This is a genomic window from uncultured Azonexus sp. (genome assembly GCF_937982035.1).
GTDB lineage: Bacteria > Pseudomonadota > Gammaproteobacteria > Burkholderiales > Rhodocyclaceae > Azonexus.
Genome location: NZ_CALJNI010000017.1, coordinates 101,536 through 117,673 on the forward strand (window position 1 = coordinate 101,536; position 16,138 = coordinate 117,673).

Here is a 16,138-nt window from a genome sequence, read left to right on the forward strand (position 1 = left end):
TGTCACGTGTTTGAAATCGTCAAAGCGGCCGGCTGGCCCATCTGGCCCTTGTTGCTGGCTTCGGTCATCTCGGTGGCACTGATCATCGAGCGTTCTATCGCCTTGCGCCGTGCCAAGATTGTTCCGCCGGGATTGCTGCAGCGGGCCGTCGGGGAGTTCCGGCGCGGTGCCGACAACGGCAAGCTGCTCGACGAGTTGCACCGGCATTCGCCGCTCGGTCAGGTACTGGCCGCCGGCTTGCGCAACGTGAACAATTCCCGCGAAGTCATGAAGGAGTCGATCGAGGAAGCCGGTTCGGCGGTTGCCCACGAACTCAACCGTTACCTGACGACGCTTGGCACCATCGCTTCGATCAGCCCGCTGATGGGCCTGTTCGGCACGGTGGTCGGGATGATCGAGATCTTCGGTTCGCAGGCGCCGGGAACCGGCAGCCCGCAGCAACTGGCGCACGGTATCTCGATCGCCCTGTACAACACCGGCTTCGGTATCTTCATCGCCATCCCGAGCATGATCTTCTGGCGCCATTTCCGCGCCCTGGTCGACGGTTTCGTCGTCGAGATGGAGCAGCAGGCCGTGCGACTGGTCGAAGTGATGCACGGCGACCGGAAGTAAGCCATGAATTTTCAGCGCGGACGCGGCCGGGAAGAGCCGGAAATCAACCTGATTCCGATGATCGACGTGCTGCTGGTGATCATCATCTTCCTGATGCTGACGACCACTTACTCGAAATTCTCCGGTCTGGAAATCAATCTGCCGACGGCCGAGTCCAGCCAGGAGAACAAGCAGCCCAACGAAATCGACGTGGCGGTGACGGCCGGTGGCCAGATCCTGGTCAACAAGGTGCCGCTGGCAACCACCGACGTTGCCGCGATTTCGGTCGCGCTGCAGCAGGCGGCCGGCAACCGGGCCGAGCCGGTGATCGTCATCAATGCCGACGCCAAGGCAACCCACCAGAGCGTTGTCGACGTGATGCAGGCTGCGCAGTCGGCCGGTTATCCGCATATTTCCTTCGCCACCCAGTCGGCGCAGTGATGTTTGCCCGCTGGTTGCAGCGACAGTGGTTCCAACGCCGGCTGACGCCGGCGTTGTGGCTTTTGCTGCCATTGCTGCTGCCGGTGAATCTGCTCTTCGTCGCGGCCGCTGCCTGGCGTCGTCGCCAGGCCAGGCCGGTACGCCTGCCGGTACCGGTGGTGGTGGTTGGCAATCTGATCGTCGGCGGTGCCGGCAAAACCCCGCTGACCCTGTGGCTGGCCGGCGAACTGCGGGCGCGTGGCTGGTGTCCGGGTATCGTCAGTCGCGGCTACGGCGCCGCCGACGGCGCAGCGCGGCCGGTCACACCGCATTCCCCGGCTCAGGAAACCGGCGACGAACCCGTGCTGCTCGCCCGGCGCAGCGGTGTGCCGGTATGGGTCGGCCGGGATCGGTCGGCGGCCGGCAAGGCGCTGCTGGCGGCGCATCCGGAAGTCGATGTGGTGTTGTGTGACGATGGTTTGCAGCATTACCGCCTGGCCCGCGATGTCGAGCTGGCGGTTTTCGACCGGCGTGGCGCCGGCAACGGCTGGCGCCTGCCGCTGGGACCGTTGCGCGAGCCCTTGCGGCGCCTGGCATCGGTCGATGCGGTGATCGGCAACGATTTTGCGGCGCAGTGCCTGGCTGGCCGCACGCCGGCCTTCGCCATGCGTCTGCAGCCCGGCGAATTCTGGCGTCTGGACGAGCCGGCGCAACGCTGCCCGGCAGCAGCGCTGCGCGGCAGGAAGTTGCACGCGCTGGCCGGCATCGGCGACCCGCAGCGTTTTTTTACGACACTGCAGGGGCTGGGGCTGGACTTTGTCGCCCACCCCTTTGCCGATCATCATGCCTATGTGGCCGGCGACCTGGCCTTCGGCGACGATGTCGTGCTGCTGATGACCGAGAAGGATGCAGTAAAATGCGCTGGACTGACGACGGGGGAGGCCTGGGTGCTGCCCGTCGAGGCCGACGTGTCGTCGGCATTGACCGATTTGATAGTGGAGAAGCTGCGTGGACGCCCGATTGCTTGAAATTCTCGTTTGCCCGGTCTGCAAGGGCCCCCTCGAACACCGCAAGGCAGCGCAGGAGCTGGTCTGCAAGCCGTGCAAGCTGGCTTACCCGATCCGCGACGACATCCCGGTGATGCTCGAAGACGAGGCGCGCCAGCTGGGCGCCGACGAAGCGTGATCACGCCGGCCTTCAAGGTCGTCATCCCGGCGCGTTTCGCGTCGAGCCGGCTGCCCGGCAAGCCGCTGCTCGATCTTGGTGGCAAGCCGATGGTCGTGCGCGTGGCCGAACGGGCGCACCTGTCGGGTGCCGAGGAAATCTGGGTGGCGACAGATCATGCCGAGGTACGGGCCGCCTGCGAAGCCCACGAATTTGCCGCACTGATGACGCGCAGCGATCATGCGACCGGCACCGACCGGCTGGCCGAGGTCGTCGCCCAGCGCGGCTGGAGCAACGACACCATCGTCGTCAACGTTCAGGGTGACGAGCCGCTGATCGAGCCGGAAATCATCGTCCAGACCGCCCGCCAGCTAGCGGTCAGCGGTGCCGATATCGCAACCGTCGCCCACCCGATTGCCGATCCGGCCGATTTCTTCAATCCCAATGTGGTCAAGGTGGTGTGCCGGGCCGATGGCGATGCCGCCTATTTCTCGCGGGCGCCGATTCCCTATGCGCGCGACCACTTTGCCCGCGAGGGCGGCGGTGCCAGCCTGCCGGCGGATTTTCCGGCGTATCGTCACGTCGGGCTGTACGCCTACCGCGCCAGCTTCCTGAAGGCTTATGCGGGCCTGTCCGTGGCGCCGACCGAAAGCTTCGAGGCGCTCGAGCAATTGCGTGCGCTTTGGCACGGCTACCGGATCAGCGTGGCCCTGGTCGATGCCGCGCCGGCCCCCGGTGTGGACACGCCCGAAGACGCCGAGAGGATGCGCAAACTGTTTGACCGGGCGGGAATAAGCAGGTAACTTCGACCGTCTAGAGAACGGCGCCACAACAGCCGACAACAAGAATTTTCATACGTAACCAGAGGGATTTCCCATGAAACTGATTCTTTTGGGCGCACCCGGCGCCGGCAAGGGTACGCAAGCCACCTTCATCTCGAAGGAATTCGGCATCCCGCAGATTTCCACCGGCGACATGCTGCGCGCCCAGGTCAAGGCCGGCACTCCGCTCGGTCTGGAAGCCAAGAAGCACATGGACGCGGGCGGCCTGGTGCCGGATGCCGTGATCATCGGCATGGTCAAGGATCGCCTGACCCAGGACGACTGCAAGAACGGTTACCTGTTCGACGGTTTTCCGCGCACCATTCCGCAGGCGCAGGCGATGAAGGATGCCGGCGTGCCGATCGAGTTCGTGCTCGAAATCGACGTGCCGGACAGCGACATCATCGAGCGCATGGCCGGTCGCCGCGCCCACCTGCCGTCGGGCCGGACCTACCACGTCAAGTTCAATCCGCCCAAGGTTGAAGGCAAGGACGATGTCACCGGCGAGGACCTGGTCCAGCGCGACGACGACAAGGAAGAAACGGTCAAGAAGCGTCTCGATGTCTATCATTCGCAGACCAAGCCGCTGGTCGATTTTTACAGCAAGTGGGCGGCCGAAGGCGACGCCGCGGCACCGAAGGTGCGCAAGATTGCCGGTGTCGGTTCCGTCGACGACATCACCAAGGCGGTCTTCAACGCCCTGAAGTAAGCCGATGACGGCGAAGAATGCCTTCTACGCGCAGTCGGGAGGCGTCACCGCCGTGATCAACGCAACGGCGTGCGGCCTGATCCAGGAAGCACGCCGTTTGCATTTGCTGCATCCGCAACGGATCGGCAAGGTCTATGCGGGCCACGACGGCATTCTCGGTGCGTTGACCGAAGACCTGATCGATACCAGCCGCGAATCCGACGAGGACATCGCCCGTCTGCGCTACAGTCCGGGCGGTGCCTTTGGCTCCAGTCGCTATCACATCGGCCCGCTGGCCACCCATCGCGCGCATTTCGAGCGCCTGATCGAGGTTTTCCGTGCGCACGAGATCGGCTATTTCTTCTTCAACGGCGGCGACGGCTCGATGGGCGCCGCCTGGCACCTGTCGCAGACGCTGGCCGAACTCGGTCATCCGCTGACGGTGATCGGCATTCCCAAGACCGTGGATAACGACCTGGCGCTGACCGACACCTGTCCGGGTTTCGGCTCGGTGGCCAAATACGTCGCCACCTCGATGCGCGAGGCCGGTTTCGACGTGGCGTCGATGGCACGTACCTCGACCCGCGTCTTCATCCTCGAGGCGATGGGTCGCCACGCCGGCTGGATCGCCGCCGCTGCCGGTCTGGCCAGCGAGAAGGAAGGCGATCCCCCGCATATCCTGCTGTTTCCCGAGGTCAGGTTCGATGCCGAGCGTTTCCTGGCGCGGGTCGATGAATGTGTCCGGCGCCATGGCTACTGCGCCATCGCCGTTGCCGAAGGGCTTTGCGACGACGGCGGTTGTGAAATTGGCGGACATGGATTCGACGATTTGCCCAGCCATACCCGGGCCGGCGGTGTCGGACGCTTCATCGGCGAACTGATTCACGCCCGTTTCGGCTACAAATATCACCTGGCGCTGGCCGATTACCTGCAGCGGGCGGCGCGACACCTGGCCTCCGGGACCGACGTCGCGCAGGCGCATGCGCTCGGTGTTGCGGCGGTCGAGCGGGCGGTGCGCGGCAGTAACAACGTCATGCTGACCTTGCAGCGTCTTTCGGATCGTCCCTATCGCTGGGAAATCGGCGAAGTGCCGCTGAGTGCCGTGGCCAACAAGGAGCACCGGATGCCGGCCGAATTCATCTCGGCCGATGGTTTTCATATCACCGAGGCCTGCCGGACCTATCTGCAGCCCTTGATCGAAGGCGAAGATCCGCCACCTTTCCGGCGGGGACTGCCCGATTACGTGCGCCTGGCCAATCATCGTGTGCCGCGGGTGTTGCCGGATTTTGCGCCGTGATTTGATATGTAAATGCTATGGTTTTAGCAATCCTTTGCAATGTTTTGCAATTGTGACGGAGACGAAGGTTAGAATCGCTGAAAAAATCAGAAAGTAGGCGGAGTAAATGAGTATTTCAGGTGAGGCGGCCGTCAGCGGTCTGCGGGAGGATCTGATGCACCACGATCCCCTGCTCGACTGCCTGGTCGAATTGACACGTATCCACGGCAGACCCAGCACGCGCGCGGCGCTGGTCGCCGGTTTGCCGCTGGAAAACGGCTTGTTGACGCCGTCCTTGTTCTGGCGTGCGGCCGGGCGTGCCGGCCTGTCGGCCAAACTGGTCAAGCGTTCGCTGGACAGTATCGATGATGTGCTGCTACCGGCAGTGTTGATGCTCAAGGGCGACGAAGCCTGTGTCCTGCTCGGCTGGGACGACAGCCGCGAGAACGCCCGCCTGTTGTTCCCGGATACCGGCCAGGGTTCGGTGGTGATGTCCCGTGCCGAACTGGCCACGCGTTACCTTGGTATCGCCATTTTTGCCCGCCCGCATTTCCGTTTCGACAAGCGCACGCCGCAGGTTGGCGAAGTCAAGCTGCGTCACTGGTTCTGGGGGGCGCTGGCCGATCAGTGGCCGGTGTACCGCGATGTGCTGGCGGCGGCGCTGCTGATCAACGTGATGGCCCTGTCGCTGCCGTTGTTTACCATGAACGTCTATGACCGCGTGGTGCCGAACCGGGCGCTGGAAACGCTGTGGATGCTGGCGCTTGGTGTCGGCATCGTGATCGCGGTGGACATGGTGTTGCGGACTTTACGCGGTTATTTCATCGATCTGGCCAGTGCGCGCATCGACATGCAGCTGTCGGCGCGGATCATGGAGCGGGTGCTCGGTGTACGCATGGAGGCGCGGCCGGCGGCAGTCGGTTCCTTTGCCTCCAACCTGCGCTCTTTCGAGTCGGTACGCGACTTCATCACCTCGGCGACGGTGACGACGCTGATCGACCTGCCATTTGCCATGCTCTTCCTGCTGGTCATCGGCATGATTGCCTGGCCGCTGGTTTTCCCGGTGCTTGGGGCGATGCTGGTCGTGCTGGTGTACGCCTACGTCCTGCAGCACAAGATGCACGAATTGTCGGAAACGACCTACCGTGCCGGCGCCTTGCGCAATGCCACGCTGATCGAAAGCCTGACCGCGCTCGAAACGATCAAGACCCAGGGCGCCGAGAGCATCATGCAGGCGAAGTGGGAAAAATCGGTGGCCTTCGTCGCCCGCATCAACAATCAGATGCGCTTCCTGTCGGCGGCGGCAACCAATGGTGCGATGGAAATGCAGCAGGTGGTCAATGTGCTGGTGATCATCGTCGGTGTCTACCTGATCGGCGACGGCAAGCTCAGCATGGGCGGACTGATCGCCTGCACCATGCTGTCGTCGCGCGCGGTGGCGCCGCTGGGCCAGATGGTCGGTCTGTTGATGCAGTATCACAACGCCAAGGTGGCGCTGACTTCGCTGGAGCAGGTCATGGCCAATCCGGTCGAACGGCCGGCCGACGGCAACTTCGTCCATCGACCCGAGTTGCGCGGCGACATCGAGTTCCGCGACGTCGAGTTCAGTTATCCCAATACCCAGGTTTCCGCGCTGCGCGGCATCAATTGCAGCATCAAGGCCGGTGAGAAGGTGGTGATCATCGGTCGCATCGGTTCCGGCAAGACGACGTTGCAGAAACTGATCATGGGGCTGTACCAGACGACCGGTGGCGCCGTCAGTGTCGACGGTGTCGATGTGCGTCAGCTTGATCCGGCCGACCTGCGCCGCAATATCGGTTATGTGGCGCAGGATGTGACCCTGTTCTACGGTACCTTGCGCGACAACATCTCGATCGGCGCCCCTTACGCCGACGACGCGTCGATCCTCGCGGCGGCCGAAGCCGGCGGGTTGACCGATTTCGTCAATCGTCATCCGGACGGCTTTGACATGATGATCGGCGAACGGGGCGATTCCCTGTCCGGCGGTCAGCGCCAGGGTGTGGCGATTGCCCGGGCCTTCCTGATGGATCCGCCGATCCTGCTGCTCGACGAGCCGACCAGCGCCATGGACTTTTCGTCCGAACAGCAGTTCAAGCAGCGTTTGCAGAGCATCGCCGCGCACAAGACGGTGATCATCGTCACGCATCGCAACAGCCTGCTCGATCTGGCGACGCGGGTGATCGTCGTCGACGAGGGCAAGGTGGTCGCCGACGGACCGCGCGATCAGGTGATCCAGGCCCTGCAGAGCGGGCGTATCGGGAGGGCATCGTGAGCCGCCTGAAAACAGCTTTTACCACTGTGCACGGCTGGCTGGAGAAGCTGGCGGCAAGCAACAAGCCACGGGTCGAGCGGGTGCTCGGCCGCCTGCCGAATCGCGAAGATGTCGAAGTCGTCGATTTTGCCTCCGACGCCGATCTGGCCATGCTGCGCCAGGAACCGCTGCGGGCGCGCTTCCTGTTGCGTTCGATCGGCCTGGTTTTTGTACTCTTTGTCGTCTGGGCGGCGTTTGCCCAACTCGATGAGGTGACGCGCGGAGAAGGCCGGGTGATTCCGTCCAAGCAACTGCAGGTACTGCAGTCGATCGACGGTGGCCTGGTTTCCGAAATTCTGGTGCGCGAGGGCGATGTCGTCGAGATCGATCAGCTGCTGATCAAGATCGACGAAACCCGTTTCGTTTCCTCGGTCAAGGAAAACCGGGCGCAGTATCTCGGCCTGCTGGCACGGACGGCGCGACTGCGGGCGATTGCCGAAGGCGGTGAATTCGTTCCACCGGCAGAGGTTGTTGCCGAGGCCCCGGAAATTGCCATCCAGGAAGAGCAGTTGTTTGCCGCAAAACGTAACGAGCTTGAGGCGGCGTTGTCGATTGCCCGTCAGCAGCTCGCCCAGCGCCAGCAGGAGTTGAACGAGGCCAGCGCCAGACGGGCGCAGGCGGCACAAGGTTACGACCTGACCTCGCAGGAATTGACACAGACGCGTCCGCTGATCAATTCCGGCGCCGTCTCGGAAGTCGAACTGCTGCGTCTTGAGCGCGACGTTTCACGCTATCGCGGCGAGCGCGACATGGCCACCGCCCAGATCACCCGCGTGCAGGCAGCCATCAACGAGGCCAAGCGCAAGATCGAGGAAGTCGAGTTGAGTTTCCGCAACGAAGCCGGGCGGGAGTTGTCCGAATCGACGACCAAGCTCAGCGGTCTGGCCGAGGGCAGCGTTGCCCTGTCCGACCGGGTCAAGCAGTCGTCGATCCGCTCGCCGGTCAAGGGGGTTGTCAAGCGGCTGCTGGTCAACACCGTCGGTGGTGTGATCCAGCCGGGCAAGGACATGATCGAGATCGTCCCGCTGGAAGACGCCTTGCTGCTGGAAGCCAGGGTCCTGCCGCGCGATATCGCCTTCCTGCGTCCGGGGCAGCCGGCCATGGTCAAATTCTCGGCCTACGATTTTTCCATTTACGGTGGCCTGGAAGGGACGCTGGAGCACATCAGCGCCGATACGGTGACCGACGAAAAGGGCAATGCCTTCTATCTGGTCCGGGTACGTACCAACAAGCCGGGTTTTGGCGACAGCAATCTGCCGATCATTCCCGGCATGGTCGCCGAGGTCGACATCATGACCGGCAAGAAGAGCGTGCTGACCTATCTGCTCAAGCCCGTCCTGCGGGCCAAGAGCGTAGCGATGACGGAGCGTTGATGGAATACGAGATCGTTGATACCGAGCACGCCTTCCTGCCCAACTGGCGGGCTGCCATGCCCGCCGCCCGGGTTGTGCTGCGAACCGCGGCGCAGAACGGTGCCGGCGGTGATGTCTCGATCCGCTGGTGCCGCCTGCGTGCCGGCGAATCGATTGCTGTGGTCCTCCCCGCGCTGCTGGCCCGGAAAGGAAAGACGGTCATCCTGGCGGATGAGCCTGGCGATGCCCTGATCCTTGAGGCGCTGTCGGCCGGTGCGGCCGGTTGCTGCAATACGCATGCGGCTCCCGAGGTGCTGCAACAGGTGGCCACTGTGGTCGGCAACGGAGGCTTGTGGGTTGGCCAGAACCTGTTGCAGCAATTGATCGGGCGTACGGCACGTATCCTGACCAACCGGAATCCTGCCTCGGTCATCGATGTCTTGCCCGGTACGCTTTCGGAACGGGAAATGCAGGTAGCCAAGCTGGTTGCCGGTGGTGCGAGCAACAAGGAAATCGCCAACCAGCTGTCAATTGCCGAGCGAACCGTCAAGGCGCACCTGACGGCAATTTTTGACAAGACAGGTACCCGGGATCGTCTTCAATTGTCATTGAAAATCAATGGCTTGAAGTTGTGATTCGAGGCTTTTTTATTTTGCTTCGAAAAACTGTACTTTAGTCCAATAGCTTATCTGCTTGACGGCACCTACTATGACGTATCGCCTACCCATTTTGGAGTATCGTCATGGCCCAAGCTGCTGTTATTGCAAAAGTCTCTTCCGTTACCGGTGAAGCCTACGCCCGCGACAGCGCGGGTAATCTGCGTCGGCTGAAAGCCGGTGATGTCATCCGTGAAGGCGAAGTCGTCGTCTCCGGTAATGGCGCCCAGGTCGTTCTGGCCCTGGCCGACGGCCGCAGCATGGTGATCGCCGAGCGCCAGGCCGTCACGCTTGATGCCGAGGTGGCAGCCCAGGACAAGCCGGACGCTTCTGACAGTGCAGTCGCCCGTTCGGAACCGGGTCTTGATCAACTGGCCAGCGTCATCGCCGACGGCGGCGATCTTGATGCCCTGCTTGATGCGGAAGCGCCGGCAGCCGGTGAAGCCGCTTCTGGCAATGAAGGCCATTCCTTCGTCGAGTTCCTGCGCGTTGTCGAAAACGTTGATGGGCAACAGTATGGCTTCGCTACCGAGCGCAATGCGCCGGAAGATACATTCCAGGGTGCGTTGTTGCCGGAAGAAGAGGTGCCGGCAGAGCCGATTACCGTCATTTCCGTTGACGATCCGCTTGATCCGGCAACGAACAGCGTTACCGTGACCGAAGGTCAGGTGGCGGTATTTACGGTCACCTTGTCGCGAGCCACCACCGAGCCGACGGCTTTTTCGCTGTCCCTCGCGAGCGGTACGGCCATTTTGGGCGAAGACTTTGTCGCCTCGATGACCTTCTCCAGTGGTGTGACCTATGATCCGGTGGCCGGCACGATTATTGTCCCGGCGGGTTTGGTCGATTTCACCGTTTCCGTGCCGACGTTGGATGATCTTATTCAGGAGCCTACGGAACAGTTTACTTTGACCGTTGGCGGCGTCACGGGCACCGGCACGATTCTTGACAACGACGTACCGACGATCCTGGTTGGTGATCCGGGTACCGGCACGGGCGACATCACGGTGCCGGAAGGCAACGACGCGGTGTTCGGGGTGAAGGTGACGGGTGCGGCCGCTGGCAGCACGCTGACGCTGACGCTGGCCGATGGCACGGCGATCAGCCCGGATGACTATGCATCGGGGACGTTCCAGTACAGCCTGAACGGCGGTACGACGTACCAGAACTACACCGGCGCGATCACGCTGCCGGCGGGTGCGAGCGACGTGCTGGTGCGGACGACGACGGTCGATGACCTGATTGACGAAGCGAACGAAACCTTCACGCTGGGCGCGACGCTGTCGAGCAACGGCACGAACTACAGCGACAACGCGACGGCGACGATCATCGACAACGATGTGCCGACGATTCTGGTGGGCCAGCCGGGTACGGGCACGGGCGACATCACGGTGCCGGAAGGCAACGACGCGGTGTTCGGGGTGAAGGTGACGGGTGCGGCCGCTGGCAGCACGCTGACGCTGACGCTGGCCGATGGCACGGCGATCAGCCCGGATGACTACGCATCGGGGACGTTCCAGTACAGCCTGAACGGCGGTACGACGTACCAGAACTACACCGGCGCGATCACGCTGCCGGCAGGTGCGAGCGACGTGCTGGTACGGACGACGACGGTCAATGACACGGTTTTCGAACCGAACGAAACCTTCACGCTGAATGCCGTGCTTGCTAGCGCTGGCGCCACCTATGTTGACTCGGGAACGGCAACCATCCTGGACAACGATGTGACGATCACAACGAGCACCGCATCGGTTTCCGAAGAAGGTCTGGCAACCGGCAACAAGGATACCGGCGGAACGCCAGATACCACCGACTCGGCGATCAGCACCGGTTCGATGGATATCAATGGTGCCGGTTCTCTGAGTATTTCCTTCGATGCGCCGACCAACCTGACCTCTGGTGGACAGCCGGTGACCTGGAGCACCTCGACGGTCGGAGGTGCGACGGTTCTCACCGGCACGGCAGGCGGACAGGCGGTTCTGACCCTGACGATGCAGAGCAACGGTAGCTACCAAGTGGAGCTCAAGGGAGCCTTGGACCATCCGGTAGCCAACGTTGAGGATGTGCTGAATATTGATATCGGGGTGACCGTTAGCAATGGTTCGGACAGCAAGACTTCTACGCTGACGGTTCGGGTCGAGGACGATTCCCCGGTTGCCGGGACCCTGGTTCAGGATGTTGCTGTCACCCAAAACACCAATGTCATGATTGTTCTGGATAACTCGGGCAGTATGGATGGCACCCGTCTGAACCTGGCCAAAGCAGCCTTGGTCAATCTGATCAATACCTACGACGGTTACGGTGAGGTTGCCGTGCAACTGGTGATGTTCTCGACCACGGCCAGCAGTTTCAGCCCGGTCTGGGTCAGTGCCAAGGATGCCATCGACCTGATCAACTCGGTGACGGCCAATGGTTGGACCAACTACGATGCTGCGCTTGCCCAGGCGATGGCCGCCTGGAGCAACGAGGGCAAGCTGACCAGCGTGCCGGCGGGTGGAACCCTGCAGAACGTGGTTTACTTCCTGACCGACGGTGAGCCGAATTACAACGACGGCAATACCTCTGCCCTGGTCAATAGCGGTGCTTCGAGCGGAGGCGCGGATGCCGGTATCCAGCCTGCCGAGGAACTCATCTGGACCAACTTCCTTGCCGCCAATGGCATCAATTCGATTGCCATCGGTGTTGGGTCGGGTATCAGTTCTACCGCGATGACGCGTATCGATCCGATTGCCTACAACGGATCGACCAGCACCAACACTAACGCCATCCAGGTGCTCAATGAAAACAACCTGTCCTCGGTCCTCCAGTCCACCGCGATTCCGAGCAGTTCCGGTAACCTGCTAACCGGCGCAACGCCGGGAGCGGTTGGTGCAGACGGTGGTTACATCAGCACCATTTCCATCGGTGCGCTGGGTGATCGTAGTACCTATGTCTGGAATCGTTCCACCAATACGATCGGTGTGACCAACGACGCAGGTGCGACGAATACCTACGTCTGGGATGCCGCGACGCACACCCTTACGGTGACCACCGAACAGGGCGGGACTTTCGTCATCGACATGGATACGGGGGATTATTCCTACCGTCCGTCGGCCACGATGACGGGTACGGCACAGGAGATCGTCGGATTTACGCTGGTTGATGGCGATGGTGATCAGGCTACCGGTCAATTGACGATGAATGTCTCGCGCAATCCGGGCGGCGAAATCGACGGAACGACTGCTGGCAATACCATTAACGGTACCAGCGGGAACGACATCATCAACGGCATGGCCGGCGATGACACCATTTACGGACTCGACGGTAACGACAAGTTGTCCGGTGGCGCCGGGGTCGACCGGCTTTATGGCGGCGCGGGTAACGACATCCTTTCCGGTGGTGCGGGCAACGACATCCTGGATGGTGGCGCCGGTAACGACGTCCTCTGGGGTGGTGCCGGCAACGACAACCTCACCGGTGGTCTGGGTGCGGATACCTTTGCCTGGGGCTTGGGTGATCGCGGTACGGGCGGTAGCGGTCGGGCGGTCGATACGATCACCGATTTCGATGTCCGTGCCTTTGCCAGCGGCGGTGACCGACTCGACCTGCGCGACCTGCTGGTCGGCGAGAACTCGGGTAACCTGCAGAACTACCTCGATTTCGATACCACGAGCCAGGCAGGGAATACGATCATTCGTATTTCCTCGACGGGTGCCTTCTCGAGTGGCAATTATTCGTCGGGCTCGGAAGATCAGCGCATCGTTCTGGAAGGTATCAATATCCGGACGGATCTGGGGCTGGCCAACAATGCCTCCGACAATCAGATCATCAATGAGCTGATCAGCCGCGGCAAACTGGTTACCGATTGATTCCTGACGGTGAAGGAATGAAAAGGGCGAACTTAGGTTCGCCCTTTTTTTTGCCCCGTTCAGGGACGGTAATCGCTCAGTCGGGCGAGGTCCGGGATTTCAATCTGCCGGCCGCGGACGACGATCAGGCCTTCCTCGACCAGTTCATGCAGGATCCGCGAGAAATGCTCCTGGGTCAGGTTGAGGCGCGAGGCGACGATGCCCTTGGTGGTGCTCAGGCTGACCGTGGCAGTCTGGCCCGGCGCGGTGCCGGCCGGGAGTTCGCGCAGCAGGTAGGTGATGATGCGTTCCTTGCCGGAATGCAGGGAGTTGGCTTCCAGGTCGGCCATCAGCTGGTGCAGGCGGACGGCCATGCTGGCGAGCATCTTGCGCGCCAGTTTGGGGTCGCGGTCGAGTTCGGCGAAAACGGTTGCCTTGGCAATGTGGATCATCTGCGCGTCGGCGAGTGCCTGGGCGTAGACGATGTAGGGCGTGTCCATGAACATGATCGCCTCGCCGAAAGTCTGGCCCGGCTGGATGATTTCGACGACTTTCTCGTTGCCCTGGGCTGAGGTGAAAGCGAGCTTGATCTGGCCGCTGAGCAGCAGGTGGAAACCGTGGTTGGGGTCGCCCTTGTGGAACAGGATGTCGCCCTTGGCCGCCCTGACTTCGCGGGCGCCGGCGGCGATGCGGCTGACTTCTTCGACGGACATGCTGGAAAACAGCGGCAGGCGGCCGATCAGGTTGGCGATGTCGGGGAGGGAAGCAGTCATGGCTGGTTTGTCGGGACGGAGCGTCCGATCATGTCACCGCCATCGGCTGCGCACAATACCTCCTAATGCTTACTGCCCGGCGCCGGTTTTCAGCTTGCGGTACAGCGTCTGCCGGCTGATCCCGAGTTGCCGGGCGGCGGCGCTGAGATTGCCCTGGTGGTCGACGATGGCCTGCTGGATGGCGGCCAGCGACAGCGTGGCAAGATCCTGCGCCGGCAGCACGGCACTGGCCGGCGACGGCCGCTCCGTCCCGGCCTGGAGCGCGGCCAGGATATCGTCCGGCAGGTGTTGCCAGTCGATGCGGGTATCGCCCGGGTCGAGCATGGCGCAGGCGGTGCGCAGCACGCTGGCCAGCTGGCGCAGGTTGCCCGGCCAGTGGTAGGCCGCCAGGCGCTGGCGCAGTCCCGGGGCAATGTCCACCGGCAGATCGGGGAAAAGCTCGGCCAGCAGCTTGTCGCACAGCGCCGCGAAATCGCTGCGCTCGCGCAGGGCGGGCAAATGCAGGCTCAGGCCGTTGATCCGGTAGTACAGGTCGCTGCGGAAGCGGCCGCTGGCGCAGGCGGCCGGCAGATCGCAATGGGTGGCGCAGATCAGCGCGAAATTGACCTTGACCGGCGTGCCGCCACCGAGCGGCGTGACCTGGCGCTCTTGCAGCACGCGCAACAGGCGGGTCTGCATGGTCAGCGGCATGTCGCCGATTTCGTCGAGGAACAGGGTGCCGCCGTCGGCTTCGCGCAGGCGGCCGATGTAGCCTTCCTTGCGGGCGCCGGTGAAGGCACCGGAGACATAGCCGAACAGTTCGGCCTCAATCAGGTTTTCCGGCAGTGCGGCGCAATTGATGGCGACGAAGGGGCCGTCGCGCTGCGGCGACGATTCGTGCGCGGCGCGGGCGAACATCTCCTTGCCGACCCCGGATTCGCCGCCGATCAGCAGGGGGATGTCCTTGCCGACGATGCGCCGGGCCTTGTCGGCGGCGGTACGCCAGCGGCCGTCGCCGGTATCCAGCGCGCTCAGCGCGTCGTCCTTCTTCGGGGCCGGCGTGGCCGGAACCGACAGGATGCGCGGTTCGTGCCCATCGAGCCGGGCGTACAGGGTCATGCCGTCGTGGCGGCGCAGCGCCAGGCCTTGCCCGGGGCGGCGCCGGGCCTGTTCGAGCAGGTCGGCCAGTCGCGTGTCGAGGGCGCGGAACAGCGGTGTGGCGCCGATGTCGGCGCTGGCCAGGCCGAGCATCTGCAGCGCATTGCGATTGGCGCCGACGATCCAGCCGTCCTCGGAGAGGGCGACGATGCCCTCGGCGACCGTACCGATGCCGGCCGGGTCCGGGTGCAGGTGCAGGCGCAGGTGGCGCTGGCAGGCATCGACGACCAGGCGGTTCTCGATCATCCGCGCCGCGGTGTTGACCAGCCCAAGGGTGTGCGGATGGCGGCTGCGCCGGTCGCCGGAAATGTCGAGGATGCCGAGCAGTTCGCCGGTCGCCGAGACAATGGGCGCGGCGGCGCAGGTGAGGAAGGTGTTGCGCTCCAGGAAATGCTCGTCGCCGTGGATTTCGACCCCGGCTGCTTCGGCCAGCGCGGTGCCGATGGCATTGGTGCCGCGCTGGCGCTCGTCCCAGCAGGCGCCCGACATCAGGGCGACGCGCTCGGCCTTGCCGAGAAAGTCGGCGTCGCCGAGGGTGTGCATGAGCACGCCCCGGTTGTCGGCGAGGATGACCATGCTGTGGCTGTGGCGCACCTGTTCGAACAGGTATTCCATGATCGGCCGCGAATGGCTGAGCAGTTCGTGATTGCGTCCCAGCGCCCGGCCCAGTTCCTTGCCGCTGAGATTGTCCGGGATGGCCAGACGGCCGGTCGGCGTCAGGCCGGCGGCCAGGCTGCGTCGCCATGAACGGGCCAGGCGCTCGTCGACGGCGGCATCGGAGAAGTCGCTGCCTTCGAGCAGCTTCAGGCGAGCTTGCCGCAACTGCGGGGCCGGCACGGGGGAATGAGTGCGCATCGTGTTTGTCTCCTCGCCCGTTCGTCGCCGGACTTTATCGGGAGTATAGGGGGCCGGGCCGGGCATGCAAGCCCTGGCGAACGAATTGCCGGACACTGTTCCAGAATGTGACAGTTGTTTCCTTGTGAGACGTTCCAGTCGTCGCCTGGCTGCTGGTCGAATTCTGGAAATTCTTTTTGAATCAATGATGTGTTTGCCTGGCACGGCCCTTGATATGGGTTGCTGGCCATCAGGCAACTGATTCAC

The 16,138-nt window shown here is 63.0% G+C and carries 13 protein-coding genes; 11 read left to right on the plus strand and 2 right to left on the minus strand.

Annotated elements, in window-relative coordinates:
- Positions 1–6: 6 nt before the first annotated feature.
- The 11 genes from Q0799_RS12525 to Q0799_RS12575 all read left to right on the plus strand — a co-directional run bounded on the left by Q0799_RS12525 (position 7) and on the right by Q0799_RS12575 (position 13,148).
- Positions 7–612, plus strand: coding sequence for a MotA/TolQ/ExbB proton channel family protein (locus Q0799_RS12525; RefSeq protein WP_298398827.1), 606 nt, complete (start codon positions 7–9; stop codon positions 610–612).
- A gap of 3 nt (positions 613–615) precedes the next feature.
- Positions 616–1,032 (plus strand): biopolymer transporter ExbD, encoded by a 417-nt coding sequence (locus Q0799_RS12530; RefSeq protein ID WP_028996079.1) that lies wholly within the window; start codon positions 616–618, stop codon positions 1,030–1,032.
- Positions 1,032–2,039: a tetraacyldisaccharide 4'-kinase gene (gene lpxK, locus Q0799_RS12535; RefSeq protein WP_298398830.1), complete on the plus strand. Its 1,008-nt coding sequence runs from the start codon at positions 1,032–1,034 to the stop codon at positions 2,037–2,039. Before Q0799_RS12530 ends, lpxK begins: the two co-directional genes overlap by 1 nt.
- A complete protein-coding gene (locus tag Q0799_RS12540; protein ID WP_028996077.1) occupies positions 2,020–2,196 on the plus strand; it encodes a Trm112 family protein in 177 nt (58 codons plus the stop codon). The genes lpxK and Q0799_RS12540 overlap by 20 nt, the downstream gene beginning before the upstream one ends.
- Positions 2,193–2,978, plus strand: a complete 786-nt coding sequence (gene kdsB / locus Q0799_RS12545; protein ID WP_298398833.1) for a 3-deoxy-manno-octulosonate cytidylyltransferase — start codon at positions 2,193–2,195, stop codon at positions 2,976–2,978. Before Q0799_RS12540 ends, kdsB begins: the two co-directional genes overlap by 4 nt.
- Before the next feature lie 73 nt (positions 2,979–3,051).
- Positions 3,052–3,705, plus strand: coding sequence for an adenylate kinase (adk, locus tag Q0799_RS12550; RefSeq protein ID WP_298398835.1), 654 nt, complete (start codon positions 3,052–3,054; stop codon positions 3,703–3,705).
- A 4-nt stretch (positions 3,706–3,709) separates the two neighbouring features.
- Positions 3,710–4,981, plus strand: coding sequence for a 6-phosphofructokinase (locus Q0799_RS12555; RefSeq protein WP_298398837.1), 1,272 nt, complete (start codon positions 3,710–3,712; stop codon positions 4,979–4,981).
- 106 nt (positions 4,982–5,087) lie between these two features.
- Complete coding sequence (locus Q0799_RS12560) at positions 5,088–7,253, plus strand: type I secretion system permease/ATPase (protein WP_298398838.1); 2,166 nt, start codon at positions 5,088–5,090, stop codon at positions 7,251–7,253.
- Positions 7,250–8,665 (plus strand): HlyD family type I secretion periplasmic adaptor subunit, encoded by a 1,416-nt coding sequence (locus Q0799_RS12565; protein WP_298398840.1) that lies wholly within the window; start codon positions 7,250–7,252, stop codon positions 8,663–8,665. Before Q0799_RS12560 ends, Q0799_RS12565 begins: the two co-directional genes overlap by 4 nt.
- The gene (locus Q0799_RS12570) at positions 8,665–9,279 is read left to right on the plus strand and encodes a response regulator transcription factor (protein ID WP_298398842.1); all 615 of its coding nucleotides are present in this window, start codon (positions 8,665–8,667) and stop codon (positions 9,277–9,279) included. The genes Q0799_RS12565 and Q0799_RS12570 overlap by 1 nt, the downstream gene beginning before the upstream one ends.
- Positions 9,280–9,386: 107 nt before the next feature.
- On the plus strand, positions 9,387–13,148 hold the full coding sequence (locus Q0799_RS12575; RefSeq protein ID WP_298398844.1) for a retention module-containing protein: 3,762 nt from the start codon (positions 9,387–9,389) through the stop codon (positions 13,146–13,148).
- 59 nt (positions 13,149–13,207) lie between these two features.
- On the opposite strand, the gene Q0799_RS12580 is transcribed toward Q0799_RS12575, so the two are convergent.
- Together Q0799_RS12580 and Q0799_RS12585 are read right to left on the minus strand one after the other, a co-directional pair.
- A complete protein-coding gene (locus tag Q0799_RS12580) occupies positions 13,208–13,900 on the minus strand; it encodes a Crp/Fnr family transcriptional regulator (RefSeq protein WP_298398847.1) in 693 nt (230 codons plus the stop codon).
- A gap of 69 nt (positions 13,901–13,969) precedes the next feature.
- Positions 13,970–15,892, minus strand: coding sequence for a sigma-54-dependent Fis family transcriptional regulator (locus Q0799_RS12585; protein ID WP_298398849.1), 1,923 nt, complete (start codon positions 15,890–15,892; stop codon positions 13,970–13,972).
- Positions 15,893–16,138: the final 246 nt, after the last annotated feature.

Excerpts from the sequence above, each read along its gene's own strand:
- Q0799_RS12530 (WP_028996079.1), top strand. The coding sequence starts at position 616 with ATGAATTTTCAGCGCGGACGCGGCCGGGAAGAGCCGGAAATCAACCTG.
- lpxK (WP_298398830.1), top strand. The coding sequence starts at position 1,032 with ATGTTTGCCCGCTGGTTGCAGCGACAGTGGTTCCAACGCCGGCTGACG.
- adk (WP_298398835.1), top strand. The coding sequence starts at position 3,052 with ATGAAACTGATTCTTTTGGGCGCACCCGGCGCCGGCAAGGGTACGCAA.
- Q0799_RS12555 (WP_298398837.1), top strand. The coding sequence starts at position 3,710 with ATGACGGCGAAGAATGCCTTCTACGCGCAGTCGGGAGGCGTCACCGCC.
- Q0799_RS12560 (WP_298398838.1), top strand. The coding sequence starts at position 5,088 with ATGAGTATTTCAGGTGAGGCGGCCGTCAGCGGTCTGCGGGAGGATCTG.
- Q0799_RS12570 (WP_298398842.1), top strand. The coding sequence starts at position 8,665 with ATGGAATACGAGATCGTTGATACCGAGCACGCCTTCCTGCCCAACTGG.
- Q0799_RS12575 (WP_298398844.1), top strand. The coding sequence starts at position 9,387 with ATGGCCCAAGCTGCTGTTATTGCAAAAGTCTCTTCCGTTACCGGTGAA.
- Q0799_RS12580 (WP_298398847.1), bottom strand. The coding sequence starts at position 13,900 with ATGACTGCTTCCCTCCCCGACATCGCCAACCTGATCGGCCGCCTGCCG.
- Q0799_RS12585 (WP_298398849.1), bottom strand. The coding sequence starts at position 15,892 with ATGCGCACTCATTCCCCCGTGCCGGCCCCGCAGTTGCGGCAAGCTCGC.